Raw genomic sequence first — 12,660 nt, 5'->3', positions numbered from 1 at the left:
CGCGGCACCGCCGCGTCCGGGCCCGCCGCGTCCGGGCCCGGGACCGCCGGGTGTCGGCACGGCGCCACGGCCCCGGGGGCGGTCGGCCGGGCGCAACGGCGCAGGGCGGCGCCGACCGGAGGGCGGGCCGAGTCGCCGTCGCGGAAGGCGTGCGCCCGGCGCGCAACCAACGGTGCGTCACTGCCGCGCGCCCTGCCGCACCTGCCGTTCATCACACCGACACCGGGGAAGGCATCGGCCATCACCCGGGGGCCCGCTGTCGTCCCTAACGTTCGGCGACGCACCGCCCCCCCACTCACGAAGGGTCCTGCCATGCCCGGACGCAAAGTCGTCGTCGCGGCGACCGCCGGCGCGATGACCGCCAGCGCACTGGCCGTCACCGCCCTCGCCGGTTCCGCCACGGCGGCCGTCGCCACCACCACCTTCACCCCGGTGGCCGACACCTACGCGTACAGCTCCAGCCCGAGCACCAACTACGGCACCTCGGGGCAGCTCGGCGTGGACAACAGCCCCGCCAAGCGGGCGTTCCTGAAGTTCACGGTCTCGGGCCTGACCGCCCCGGTGACCGGCGCCAAGCTCCGCATCCACACCGACGACGTGTCGGGCTCCGAGAGCGACAACGGCGGCACCTTCCGGGCGATGAGCAGCACCACCTGGTCGGAGACCGGGGTCACCTGGAACAACCAGCCGGCCGTCGACGGCCAGACCCTCGGCACCCTCGGCCAGGTCGCCCGCAACGGCTGGTACGAGGTCGACGTCACCTCGTACGTCACCGCGAACGGCACCTTCAGCATCGGCATCACCTCCACCTCCAGCAACGGCGCCGACTACGACTCACGCGAATCCGGCGCCACCGCACCGCAGTTGGTCGTCACCACCGGCACCGGCACACCGAGCCCCACCCCGACCGCGACCCCGTCCCCCACCCCGACCGGCGGCGGCGACCCGGTCCTGGTGGGCGCCGGCGACATCGCCAACTCCGGCTCCGGCGACGAGGCCACCGCCAAGCTCCTGGACGGCATCCCCGGCACGGTGTTCAACGCCGGCGACAACGCCTACCCCAACGGCAGCGCCTCCGACTTCACCAGCTACTACGCACCGACCTGGGGCCGCCACAAGGCCCGCACCAAGCCGTCCCCCGGCAACCACGAGTACAACACCAGCGGGGCGAGCGGCTACTACGGCTACTTCGGCGCCGCGGCCGGCGAGCCCGGCAAGGGCTACTACTCCTACGACCTGGGCAACTGGCACGTCGTCGCGCTGAACTCCAATATCGCGATGAGCTCCGGCTCCGCGCAGGAGCAGTGGCTGCGCGCCGACCTCGCCGCCAGCACCAAGCCCTGCACCCTCGCCTACTGGCACCACCCGCGCTTCACCTCGGGCTCCAACCACGGTCCGAACACCGCGGTCACCCCGCTGGTGCAGGCGCTGTACGACTACAACGCCGACGTCGTCGTCACCGGCCACAACCACCAGTACGAGCGCTTCGCGCCGATGAACCCGGGCGGCGGGCTCGACACCACCCGCGGCATCCGGCACTTCGTGGCCGGCATGGGCGGCGCCAGCCACTACGGCTTCGGCACCATCCAGCCCAACAGCGAGGCGCGCAACAGCGACACCTACGGCGTGCTGAAGTTCACCCTGCACCCCAACGGCTACACCTGGCAGTTCGTCCCCGAGGCGGGCAGGACGTACAGCGACAGCGGCACCAACGGCTGCCACTGATCCCGCGTCCCGGCGGGGGCCCGGCCGAGCCGCGCCCCCGCCGCACCCTCCGGCGAAAGGCCACCCGTGTACCTCTCCACCCTCGGCCGCCCGCCCGCCGCCGACGCCGAATCCCGCCCCGGGCACCGGCGTTGGTCCCTGGTCAGCGGCAACGTCGTCGCGCTCGGCACGGTCAGCCTGATCACCGACATCTCCTCCGAGATGGTCACCGCCGTCCTCCCGCTCTACCTGATGACCGCCCTCCACCTCGGCCCCGCCGCCTACGGCGTCATCGACGGCCTGTACGGCGGCGCCACCGTGCTGCTGCGCCTGGTCGGCGGCTACCTCGCGGACCGCGTGCAGCGGCGCAAGGCCGTCGCGGCCGCCGGGTACGCGATCTCGGCGGGTGCCAAACTGGCCCTGCTGGCGGCCGGTTCCTCGCTGACCGCGCTCGGGCTGGTGATCACCGCCGACCGGGCCGGCAAGGGCCTGCGCAGTGCACCCCGGGACGCCCTGATCACCCTCTCCACCCCGCCCGACCGCCTCGGCCGCGCGTTCGGCCTGCACCGCACCATGGACGCGACCGGCGCCTTCGCCGGGCCGCTGCTGGCGCTGGCGGTGCTCGCGGTGGCCGGGGAGGCGTTCGACGCGGTGTTCGTCACCAGCTTCTGCGTGGCCGCGTTCGGCGTCCTGGTGCTGCTGCTCTTCGTCCGCGACCACCGGGCCGCCCTGCCCGCCGGTCCGGCCGCCCGCGCCGTCTCCCCGCGCGCCGCCCTCGGCCTGCTGCGGGAGCGACCGGTGCGCCGACTGGTGCTCGCCGCCGGCCTGCTGGGCCTCGCCACCATCGGCGACGGCTTCGTCTACCTGCTGCTCCAGCGCCGCGAACAGCTCTCGCTCGGCTGGTTCCCGCTGCTGGCCGTCGGCACCAGCCTGGTCTACCTGCTGCTCGCCGCACCGCTCGGGGCGCTCGCCGACCGGATCGGCCGGCTGCCGATGCTGCTCGGCGGGCACGCCGCCCTGGCCGGCGCCTACCTGCTGCTGCACGGCCCGCTCGGCGGCACGCCGCTGCTGGTCACCGTGCTGGTGCTGCACGGCCTGTTCTACGCCGCCACCGACGGCGTACTGATGGCGCTGGCCGGCCCCCGGCTGCCGGAGGCGCTGCGGACCACCGGCATCGCCCTGGTACAGAGCGGGCAGGCGCTCGCCTACCTGGCCTCCTCGGTGCTCTTCGGCCTCGCCTGGCAGTGGTGGGGCCCGGCCGCGGCCTCCCGCGCGGCGGCCCTGCTCGTCCTCGCCGCCCTGGCCGCCACCGCCCTCCTGTTGACCGACGACCCCGCGGAGAAGACCCGGTGAACCTGTCCCCCCGTGCCCGCCTGCTCACCGCCGCCCTGGCCGGGCTGCTGCTCGGCGCCGGCGCGATCGGCTACACCCTGGACGCCGCCGACCCGGCACCCGCCCGGCCCGTCTCCGCCGCCGGCGCACCCGGCCCCGACCCGGACGCGCCCGAGGAGGCCGCCGGCGGCCCGCGCATCCAGGTGCTCAGCAACGGCCTGCTCTCCTCGGTCTCCCGGCAGCACCCGGCCGGGAACCGCGAGGTCGGCACGCTGCGCTGCGAACGGGCCTACGCCGCCGCCGACACCGTCGCCTGCCTCGCCCCCGCCGGCGCCCTGAAGGGCCCCGAACTGCTGGTCACCGACCGGAGGTCGAACGAGCGCCGGAAGATCGAGCTGACCGGCATCCCCAACCGCCTGCGGGTCTCCGCCAGCGGCCGGATGGTCTCCTGGACCGTCTTCGTCGGCGGCGACTCCTACGCCGGCGGAGCGTTCTCCACCCGCACCGGCATCCTGGACACCACCGGCGGAAACCTGCTCACCACCCTGGAGGACTTCGCCATCACCCGGGACGGCCGACCGTACCGGGCCGTCGACGTCAACTACTGGGGCGTCACCTTCACCGCCGACGACAACCGCTTCTACGCCACCCTCGCCACCGACGGCCACCGCTACCTGGTCGAGGGCGACCTCGCCGCCCGGACGGTCCGCACCCTGGCCGACAACGTCGAGTGCCCCTCGCTCTCCCCCGACGGCCGCCGGATCGCCTACAAGCAGGCCGTGGACGCCGACCCCGCCAAGGGCTGGCGCCCCGCCGTGATGGACCTCGCCACCGGCGCCGTCACCCGGCTGCCCGAACCGCACTCGGTCGACGACCAGCCGGCCTGGCTCGACGACGCGACCGTGGCCTACGCCCTCCAGCGCCCCGACGGCACCAACGACGTCTGGGCCGCCCCCGCCGACGGCTCGGCCGCCCCGACCCTGCTCGTCCCCGAGGCCAACTCCCCGGCCCCGCTGGCCTGATCAGCCCCGGAACCCCTCCTGCCGCAGCCGGGTGCGGACGGCCGCCCAGGCGGGGTCGGCGGGTACCGGACGGCCGGTGCCGACGCCGCGGTCCTTGAAGCCGCTCGACGTGGAGACCACCACCACCGGGCCCGCCGGCGGCTCGTCCAGGGTGCGCAGCCCGGCCAGGCCGGCCGCCGCCGACAGCTCCACCCACATTCCCGCGGAGGCCAGTTCGGCCTGCGCCGCACGCATCGCCCGGTCGTCGACCAACAGCGGCCGGCCACCGCTGCCGCGCAGCGCCAGCACCCCCCGGTAGCCGCCGACCTCGCAGTCGATGCCGTACGCGTCCGTGGCGCCGACCTCCACCCGGGCGGCCGGCAGTCCGGCGCGGACGGCGGCCGCCAGCGGGCCGCCCGCCGCGGGTTCGCAGCTGAACAGCCTCGGGACGCCGCCGGTGAGCCCGAGCCGGTGCAGTTCGGCGAAGCCCTTGCCGATCCCGAAGAGCAGTTCGCCGTAGCCGGTCGGCACGAACACCGCCGCCGGCACGCCCAGGTCGGCGGCGATCTCGTACGCGACCGTCTTGTACCCCTCCGGACCCCAGGAGCTGCCGGTGTGGACGGGCGTGAGGTTGCTGACCGGGAACAGCCCGAACTCCTCGACGATCCGCTCGGTGAGCGGCCAGCGGTCGGCGGTCGGGACGGGCAGCACCACCGCGCCGTACGCGTCCAGCAGCGAGGCGACGGCGGGCGGGGTGTCGGGCGAGGTCAGCACCACGCAGTGCAGCCCGGCGCGGGCCGCGTACGCCGCGGCGGAGGCCCCGTGGTTGCCCGAGGACGCCACCACCACACCCGGCGCGCCGGCCGCCAGCGCGGCGGAGGCGGTGCACCGGTTCAGCCGGTCCTTGTGGCTCCAGGTGGGGTTGCGCGACTCGTCCTTGACGTACAGGCCGTCGCCGAGCGCCACCAGCGGGGTGCCGCCCTCCCCCAGCCCCGGGGCGGCCAGCGGCGGGAGCAGCGCGGCCCACCGGTCGAGCCCGGCACCGGCGGGCCGCCGGGCGGTGAGGAAGTCCGCGGGCACCCGGCCGTAGTCGTAGTCCACCTCGACCGGGTAGGGGCCCTCCGCCGTACCGGTGGCCGGGCAGCCCCGGGTCAGCGGCGGCAGCAGCGGGTGGCGGACCAGCGGATCGCCGAGCGAGCGCTGGGCGGTGGCCAGGGAGGGTGCCGTCGTCATGCCCGCAAGCCTACGGAACGCGCCGGCTGCTGACGCCGGTTCAGGTCTGGTGGTCGGGCTTCGGCCGCACCCGAGCGGGCGGGCGGCAGGCCCCGACCGTACGGGCGTCAGGTCTCCAGGCCGCGCAGGAGGAGGGCCAGGCCGCCGAAGAACTCCTCGTCCGCGCCGACGTCCTGGGCGCTGCGGGCGGTGGCGCGCAGGTGCGGGAAGGCGTCCGCGGGCAGGTCGGCGATGACGCCGGTGCCGGGTCCTGCGAGCGGGCCGAGCCGCTCCAGCTGGATCGCCCCGGTCACGTACCCGACGAGGGCGCGCAGGGCGACGACCCGGCGCGCGCCGTCGAGGCCGGCCTCGGTGAGGACGGCGAGCACGGCCTCGGCCCAGCGCAGGCCGCCGATCGACCGGTGCCGGTGGGCGACGGTGAGCGGGACGGCGGCCGGGTGGGCGCCGAGTGCGTCGCGCAGCCGCCGGACCAGGGCCTCGATGCGCTCGGGCCAGGGCAGCCCGGCGGGCGGGGGCGTGGTGTCGACGGCGGCGTACACCCGTTCCACGACGAGGGTTTCGAGCTCGTCGCGGTCCTTGACGTAGCGGTAGAGCGCCATGGTGCTCATCCCGAGTTCGGCCGCGGCGGTGCGCATCGAGAGTCCGGCGAGGCCGTCGCGGTCGAGGACGGCGAGGGCGGCGGCGCCCAGGCGGTCCTGGGTCAGTGAACGTGGTCGTGGCATGGCGGTTGACAGTGTAGGCCCTACGCCTACAGTGGTAAGCGTATGCCGTACGCCTACGAGTGCCGTACGGCCCCAGGGGAGGACCACGCGCACATGAGCACCGACACCAACGCGAACGCAGACGCGCAGCAGAACGCGAACGCGCACACGACCGCCCGCGCCGGCCGCGGACGCCTGCACCCCGGCTCGCGCATCACCGCGCGCAGCCTCACCCCGGTCGGGGGCGGCGCACCGGTCGCCGTGCCCGATCCGCGACAGCTGGTGCACCTGCAGTTCCGCCGCTTCGCCGGCTGCCCGGTCTGCAACCTGCACCTGCAGTCGGTGGTCCGCCGGCACGCCGAGATCACCGCGGCCGGGGTCCGCGAGGTGGTGTTCTTCCACTCCCCCGCCGCGGAGTTGGCCCCGTACGCGGCCGGCCTGCCGTTCCCCCTCGTGGCCGACCCGGGCAGGGGTACCTACGCGGAGTTCGGCGTCGAGGCAGCGCGCCGCGCCCTGCTCGACCCGCGCGCCTGGCCGCCGATCCTGCGCGCCCTGCTGCGCAGCACCGTCACGGTGCTGCGCCGCCGCGAGTCGCTGCCCGCCGCCCGGCAGCCGGGCGGGCGCCTCGGCCTCCCCGCCGACTTCCTGATCGCCCCGGACGGGCGGGTGCTCGCCGCGAAGTACGGCGAGCACGCCTACGACCAGTGGTCGGTGGACGAGCTGCTCCGCCTGGCCGCCGCGCACCGCGCCGACGGCCCGTCGAGCTGATCGACCGTCAGACCGGTACGGTGCAGGCGATCGGGCCGAGACGGACCCGGTCGTCGGCGCGCAGGGAGAACTCGTAGGCGGTGCCGGGCGGGCAGCTCTCGGGGGTGGCGTTCCGGGCGATGCTCACGGTGTACACCTTGGCCACCTTGCACTCCGGCCTGCGGCCGCCCGTCCCGTCGCACCTGGTCTCGCGGCCGGCGGGCAGGCCCCCGACGGCGACCGCCTTGTAGACGCAGTCGCCCACGCCGATCACCGGGCCGCCGCCCTCGCCGGGATCGCCGGGGTGGGGGCCCTGAGGTTGCGCAGGCAGGCGTACGCCTCCTTGCCGCCGGGGCGGGCGAGGTGGCCGCCCACCCGCGCCCCGGACGCCGCGGTCGGCCCGCCCGCCGAGGCCGAGCCCCCCGCCGACGTCGGGGCCGCGCCGCCGCTGCGCGCGTCACCGTCCGAACTGCAGCCCGCGAGCAGCAGCACACCCGCCAGCAGCACCGCCGGGGCAGCGAGCGGCCTCCCCCGGAGCCGCGGACCGATCCCTGTACGAATCACCCGAAATCCCCTCCCGGCGCCAGCATAGGTGCGGCGGCGGCGCTGCGTACCCGGATCCTGACGATCGGTCAGGTCCCGTACGGGGGCGGCCGGGAAACCACCTACCCGGCCACCGCCCGCTGTGGTAGAAGATCCTCGAAGAACAGGGAGGCGAACGGTGTCATCCGCTCCGCTCGTCCCGACGACCGTCGACCGGGGGGCGATGTGGCGGGCAGACAGCGCGGAGATCGGGTCGGCGACCGCTACCGCCTGGACGCGGTGCTCGGGGCCGGCGGCTTCGGACGGGTCTGGCAGGCGTACGACACCGCGCTGCACATCGACGTGGCGGTCAAGGAACTGCACCTGCCGCCGACGGTCTCCCCCGCCGAACGCACCGAACGGCTGCGCCGCGCCGAACGCGAGGCCCGCAGCGCCGCCAGGCTGCGGGACCACCCGAACATCGTCACCGTGCACGACGTCGTGGTCGAGGACGGCGTGCCGTGGATCGTCATGCAACTGGTGCGCGGGGTCTCGCTGTCCGATCTGATCCGCCGCGGACCGGTGCCCGTGGACACCGCGGTGGGCATCGCGGCGGCCCTGCTCAAGGCGCTGGACACGGCCCACCGGGCGGGCATCGTGCACCGCGACGTGAAGCCCGGCAACGTGATGGTCTCCGGCGACGGCGAGGTGCTGCTCACCGACTTCGGGATCGCCGCCCGGCCGAGCGCCAACACCCTCACGCTGACCGCCGACGGGATGGTCATCGGCTCGGTCGAGTACATGGCCCCGGAGCGGGCGCGCGGGGACCGCGGGGACGCCCGGAGCGACCTGTTCTCGCTGGGGGTGACGCTCTACCACGCCGTCGAGGGCGTCTCCCCGTTCCAGCGGGACAACCCGTTCGCCGCGCTGCACGCCGTCGCGTACGAGGAGGCCCCGGCGCCGGTGCGGGCCGGGCGGCTGGGGCCCGTCGTCACCCGGCTCATGGCCAAGGACCCGGCGGCCCGTCCGGACGTCGCCGAGGCGCAGCGGCTGCTGGAACCGCCCCAGCCGCCCCCGCACCGGGAGGCCGAACGACAGCGGCCGCCGGGGCAGGACGGCAACCGGGCGCAGCAGCAGTCGCCGCGGGAACGCACGCCGCAGGTACGCCCCAGCGGGCCGAACCGGGCCGCGCGGGTGCTCGCCGCCCTCCTCGCCGTCGCCGTCACGGCCGGCTTCTACGCCGGCAACCGCGGCTTCTCCGAGTTCGTCACCGAGGAGCTCCACCTGAGGGGTACCGCCTGGACGGCCGCCCGCGGCGACTGCCTGCACCGGGACGCCGACGGCGGCAGCGCGGGCGGCTGGGCGCAGGTGCCGTGCTTCGCGGCCTCGGCCGACCACACCGTGCTGGTGGCGGCCTCCGGCGACACCGACCGGTGCGGCGCGAGCGGAGCCGGCGAGGGCGGCACGGTCATCCGGGAGTCGACGCGGTCCGGCGCACGGACGCTCTGCGTGAAGCCCCGGCGGGGCGCCGCGGCGGCCGGCACGTCGCCCTCGACCCCGACGGCCCCGACGACCCCGCCCAGGACGTCGCCCGCGCAGTCGCCCACCGGCCGTTCGACCCCGCCCGGCACGCCCTCCCCCCGGCCCGCGCCCGCCACCGAGCGGCCCACCGCGACGGGTACGCCCGCCTTCGACCCGGAGAGCCTGGACAGCGCCACCACCGACCGCACCCCGCTGACGGCCGACGCGCTGCTCGCCTCCTCGTTCGTCGACGGCAAGGGCGTGCGCTACAAGCGCACCGCCTCCGGGGTGCACCCGTGCGTGGACACCGGCATGAAGGAGAGCCTGCGGTCCGTCCTGCGCAAGTCCGGCTGCGGGGACATGGTCACCGGGGTCTACCTGGACGAGTCGGAGCGCATCATGGTCGTGCTCTGGGTCCTCCCGCTGCCGGACCTGGCGTCCGCCAAGTCGCTCTACAGCTCGCTCGACGGCGTGTACGACGACGACTGGGGTGTCCGCTGCCCGAAGAGCGGGGCCGGCTCGCAGGTCTGCGACGCCGGGCGGGACACCGACCGGGCCACCAAGTCGGGCTTCATCCGCCGCACGCACCGGTACGTGCTCCACTCGCTGGCCGTCTATGTCAGCCTCACCCAGAGCCAGGACGTCGAGCCGTGGGTGAAGGCCGCGGCCGATTCCGCCGTGGACTCGGCCGGCCCCGCCAACCACCAGCGCTGACGCCGCAGCACCGGACGGCGCCGGACCGGCGGCGGCATCCCACCGGCGGAACGGCGGCGGCACGCGCCCGGAACGGCGGCGGCCCACCGGCGGGATGCCGGTGGGCCGCTGCGCGGGTACCGCTGGGGGGGGTGGACCGCCGTGCCGGGCGGGCCGGCCGGGTCAGGACCCGGCGATCGCCTTCAGCTCCTCGAAGGTGGCGCCGATCGAGTTCATCACCTTGGCCTCGTCCCGGCCCATCCCGGCCGCTTCGAGCTCCTTGAGCTGCGCCTCGGTGAGCGGCGGGGCCGGCTTCGGCTCGCCGCCGAGGTCGAGCTCCGGGTCGAGCCCGGGGTCGAACCCCGGGTCGAGGTCCGGGTCGAAGTCCGGGTCGTACGCGGGGGCCATCAGCTCGCCGATGGTGTCGAGGTCGCCCTCGGTGACCACGGTGGCACCGCTGGGCGCCTGCACCGGGGTGGCGTCGGCGCTGAAGCCGAGGGTCAGCGGGAAGCGGACGTCCGGGCCGGCCTTCTCCGCGAACTGGGCGGCGTCGAAGGTCAGCGAGGAGACCGCGCCCTTCTTGAGGTAGAGGTCGACGGAGAGCTTGCGGTCCGGGACGTCGGCCGGCACCTCGGTGGGCAGCGGGGACAGCTGCGGGATGTCCTTGGCGATCGGCGCGATGCCCTTGAGCATGCCGTCCACCAGGGCGCGGGCCGGGGCCGAGACGACGATGTGGTCGGCGCCGTCGTGCTTGCCCTTGTCCTCGAAGGTGAGGTTCTTGGTGAGCACGCCCTTGACGGTGTTGACCAGGTTGTCGGCGGCCTTCTGGTCCAGCGTCGGCTGCGCCGAGGGGGCGCCGGGGGCGCCCTCGCCCGCCTTCTCCTGCAGGGTCTTGTCGAGCAGCTTGCCGTCGACCGAGACCCACTTGCCGTCGAAGACGTCCTTGAGCGCCTTGGCCTCGGCCGGCAGTTCGTCGCTCAGCGCGCTGAACTGGGCGGGGTCCTCGCCGGTCACCCGGGCGAGGCCCTTGAGGTCGACCTTGAGGTAGAGCTTGGCGTCGACCAGGCGCACCTCGGCGTAGGTCTGGCTGCCGCTCTTGGAGCCCAGCGAGTAGACGAGGTCGACGTCCTGGTAGTCGGCCAGGCTGCCGGCGCCCGGCGCCTTGCCCTTCTTGAAGGACTCGACGTCCTTGAGCGGCTTGTCCGCGCTCATCGCGACCGTGAGGGCGAGGTCGGACAGCGCCTCGGCGTCCTTGCGCTCGATCGGGTCGTCGACGGCGTCGCCGAACGCGATCAGCTGGTCGGGGGTGGCCTCGACGGACAGCCGCGCCTTGAAGGACTTGCCGTCACCGAGCTTCTCGAACGCCTTCGACACCCGGTCGGCGGCGCTGAGCTGCTCGACCGTGCCGCAGGCCACCAGGCCGGTGGTCAGCATGGCGGTACCGGCCGTCGCGGCGATCGCGGCGCGGACGGTGCGACGTATCACGATGTTGATGCGATTCTCCTGTGAGCAGCGCGCCGGTGGCGACCGGAGCGGTGGTGTTCGGCGGTGCCGCCGGCCGGCCCCGTATTCCGAGGAATCGGGTCAACGGCCGGAAACCGGGGGCGATATGAAAGTACCGATCGGCGAACTCGGGCCGCGCCTCGGGGATGTGCCGCGCGTCCGGCCAGGTCGTGCGCCGGACCGGAACGGCATTCCGGCGGACGGTGCGGAACGGTGCGAAGCCCTTCGCCCACCGACCGGTCCCCGGCAATCCGAAGGGGACTCTACCCCACCCCCCTGTCAATGACAGCCGGTTAATCGGTCGGCTGATCAGGCTTTGGGCGGGATGTCCGATTCTCCGCGTTCAATTCGTTAGCTCGGCCGGAATGCCCGTCCGGAATTCCGCGCGGAGCCATTCCGCGTCCGCACCGCGGCGGGTGCGCCGCCCGGCTTTCGCCGGCTCCCGGTCAGCGGTCGGTGGGTGCGCCAAGTCCGGTCAGCAGGTCGGTCGTTGTGTGCTCGGCCAGCTCCTCCGCGTAGGCCGGGAGGGTGCCGCCGTCGCGCAGGTGGCGGCGGACCAGGGCCAGCGGCAGGTCGACCAGCGCCAGGGCGACCCGCTCCTGCCCGACCGGGTCGGCGGCCCCGAGGCGGCCCCCGAGCTCCGCGACCGCGCCGAACACCCGCCGGTTGTCGGCGTCCGCGCGCTCGGCGTACTCCGCGGGCCAGTCGGCGCGGCCGAAGGCGTGCGGGCCGTGCAGCAGCAGGACGGCCTCCTCGGGGTGCGCCCGGCTCCAGGCGACGACGTGCCGGGCCCCGGCCCGGGCGGCGGCCATCGGCTCCCGGTGGGCGGCCAGTTCGGCCAGGTAGGCCTGCTGGAACCGGCCGACGCTGCGCAGCCAGAGTTCGGCCAGCAGCACGGCCCGGTGCGGGAAGCGGTGGTACACCGAGCCGTTGGGGGCCCCGCTCGCCCTGGCGACGGCGGACATGGTGACGGCGGCGGGCCCGGAGGTCGCGGCGAGGCGCACGGCGGCGTCGAGCAGGACGGTGTCGTCGTAGCGGGGTGGCCTCGGCATGGAGTGGAGAGTACTCTCCACTTGTATTGGAGACACCTCTCCAATACCTGTGCACACCCGCGCCACGGCCGTCCGTCCCGGGACGGCGAAGGGGAGGACGACATGGCGGTACTCAACATCCACGAACGGCTGCTGCCCGTCGGCGAGGACCGGGCCGGCGAACTCCTGGAGTCGCTGTCGGGGCCGGACGACCGGCTCTGGCCGGTGCACACCTGCGAGCCGATGATCCTCGACCGGGGGCTCGACGTCGGTTCGGCCGGCGGCCACGGGCCGGTCCGCTACACGGTGGCCTCCCACCGGCCCGGCCGGTCGGTGCGGTTCGCCTTCACCGGCCCCCGCGGCTTCCTCGGGTTCCACGAGTTCACCGTCGACCCGGCCCCCGGCGGGCAGACCCTCATGCGGCACACCCTCGCCATGCGCACCGTCGGTCCGGCCCGGTTCAGCTGGCCGCTCGCCTACCGCTGGGCGCACGACGCCGTCCTCGAGGACGCCTTCGACAAGGCCGAACGGCACCTCACCGGCACGGTCGCCCGGCCGTACCGGCACCGCCCGTACGCCCGGCTGCTGTTCGGCCTCGCCCGGATGGTCCAGCGCAAGCGGTGACGGCCGGGCGGCAGCGACGGGTCGGCCACGGCGGGGGCGGCAGCCGAG

12 protein-coding genes are annotated in these 12,660 nt (G+C 75.0%); 6 read left to right on the top strand and 6 right to left on the bottom strand.

The features are described from left to right. The first annotated feature begins 312 nt into the window (after positions 1-312). The 3 genes from ACWGB8_RS03795 to ACWGB8_RS03785 all read left to right on the top strand — a co-directional run bounded on the left by ACWGB8_RS03795 (position 313) and on the right by ACWGB8_RS03785 (position 4,058). A complete protein-coding gene (locus tag ACWGB8_RS03795) occupies positions 313-1,725 on the top strand; it encodes a CBM96 family carbohydrate-binding protein (protein WP_452209927.1) in 1,413 nt (470 codons plus the stop codon). A gap of 66 nt (positions 1,726-1,791) precedes the next feature. Beyond that, positions 1,792-3,057, top strand: a complete 1,266-nt coding sequence (locus tag ACWGB8_RS03790; RefSeq protein WP_452209925.1) for an MFS transporter — start codon at positions 1,792-1,794, stop codon at positions 3,055-3,057. Continuing rightward, entirely contained in the window at positions 3,054-4,058 is a 1,005-nt protein-coding gene (locus tag ACWGB8_RS03785) for a TolB family protein (RefSeq protein ID WP_452209923.1), read from the top strand. Before ACWGB8_RS03790 ends, ACWGB8_RS03785 begins: the two co-directional genes overlap by 4 nt. Here the strand turns inward: ACWGB8_RS03785 and ACWGB8_RS03780 are convergent, their stop codons facing one another. Together ACWGB8_RS03780 and ACWGB8_RS03775 are read right to left on the bottom strand one after the other, a co-directional pair. Further along, positions 4,059-5,270, bottom strand: coding sequence for a threonine synthase (locus ACWGB8_RS03780; protein ID WP_452209921.1), 1,212 nt, complete (start codon positions 5,268-5,270; stop codon positions 4,059-4,061). It lies immediately after the preceding gene. Positions 5,271-5,377: 107 nt separating this feature from the next. Continuing rightward, positions 5,378-5,992, bottom strand: coding sequence for a TetR/AcrR family transcriptional regulator (locus ACWGB8_RS03775; protein WP_452209919.1), 615 nt, complete (start codon positions 5,990-5,992; stop codon positions 5,378-5,380). A 93-nt stretch (positions 5,993-6,085) separates the two neighbouring features. Here ACWGB8_RS03775 and ACWGB8_RS03770 point away from each other — a divergent pair, with 93 nt between their 5' ends. Then, positions 6,086-6,739 (top strand): peroxiredoxin-like family protein, encoded by a 654-nt coding sequence (locus ACWGB8_RS03770; RefSeq protein ID WP_452209917.1) that lies wholly within the window; start codon positions 6,086-6,088, stop codon positions 6,737-6,739. A gap of 7 nt (positions 6,740-6,746) precedes the next feature. Here the strand turns inward: ACWGB8_RS03770 and ACWGB8_RS03765 are convergent, their stop codons facing one another. Next, entirely contained in the window at positions 6,747-6,992 is a 246-nt protein-coding gene (locus tag ACWGB8_RS03765) for a hypothetical protein (protein ID WP_452209915.1), read from the bottom strand. Continuing rightward, positions 6,989-7,282, bottom strand: a complete 294-nt coding sequence (locus ACWGB8_RS03760) for a hypothetical protein (RefSeq protein ID WP_452209914.1) — start codon at positions 7,280-7,282, stop codon at positions 6,989-6,991. Before ACWGB8_RS03760 ends, ACWGB8_RS03765 begins: the two co-directional genes overlap by 4 nt. A gap of 204 nt (positions 7,283-7,486) precedes the next feature. On the opposite strand from ACWGB8_RS03760, the gene ACWGB8_RS03755 reads away from it, so the two are divergent. Next, positions 7,487-9,475, top strand: a complete 1,989-nt coding sequence (locus ACWGB8_RS03755; RefSeq protein WP_452209912.1) for a protein kinase domain-containing protein — start codon at positions 7,487-7,489, stop codon at positions 9,473-9,475. Between the two features lie 162 nt (positions 9,476-9,637). Here ACWGB8_RS03755 and ACWGB8_RS03750 read toward each other — a convergent pair whose 3' ends face one another. Next, the gene (locus tag ACWGB8_RS03750; protein ID WP_452209910.1) at positions 9,638-10,939 is read right to left on the bottom strand and encodes a hypothetical protein; all 1,302 of its coding nucleotides are present in this window, start codon (positions 10,937-10,939) and stop codon (positions 9,638-9,640) included. A 464-nt stretch (positions 10,940-11,403) separates the two neighbouring features. Continuing rightward, positions 11,404-12,009, bottom strand: a complete 606-nt coding sequence (locus ACWGB8_RS03745) for a TetR/AcrR family transcriptional regulator (RefSeq protein WP_452209908.1) — start codon at positions 12,007-12,009, stop codon at positions 11,404-11,406. A 102-nt stretch (positions 12,010-12,111) separates the two neighbouring features. On the opposite strand from ACWGB8_RS03745, the gene ACWGB8_RS03740 reads away from it, so the two are divergent. Then, on the top strand, positions 12,112-12,612 hold the full coding sequence (locus tag ACWGB8_RS03740; RefSeq protein ID WP_452209906.1) for an SRPBCC family protein: 501 nt from the start codon (positions 12,112-12,114) through the stop codon (positions 12,610-12,612). The last annotated feature ends 48 nt before the right edge of the window (positions 12,613-12,660 follow it).

The organism is Kitasatospora sp. NPDC054939 (assembly GCF_053610105.1).
Note: the sequence above shows the minus strand (reverse complement) of the source record. Positions and strands in the feature narration are given on the sequence as shown.

Bases quoted from the DNA above. Each gene is read 5' to 3' on its own strand.
- ACWGB8_RS03775 (WP_452209919.1), bottom strand. From the start codon at position 5,992: ATGCCACGACCACGTTCACTGACCCAGGACCGCCTGGGCGCCGCCGCC.
- ACWGB8_RS03740 (WP_452209906.1), top strand. From the start codon at position 12,112: ATGGCGGTACTCAACATCCACGAACGGCTGCTGCCCGTCGGCGAGGAC.
- ACWGB8_RS03795 (WP_452209927.1), top strand. From the start codon at position 313: ATGCCCGGACGCAAAGTCGTCGTCGCGGCGACCGCCGGCGCGATGACC.
- ACWGB8_RS03780 (WP_452209921.1), bottom strand. From the start codon at position 5,270: ATGACGACGGCACCCTCCCTGGCCACCGCCCAGCGCTCGCTCGGCGAT.
- ACWGB8_RS03770 (WP_452209917.1), top strand. From the start codon at position 6,086: ATGAGCACCGACACCAACGCGAACGCAGACGCGCAGCAGAACGCGAAC.
- ACWGB8_RS03745 (WP_452209908.1), bottom strand. From the start codon at position 12,009: ATGCCGAGGCCACCCCGCTACGACGACACCGTCCTGCTCGACGCCGCC.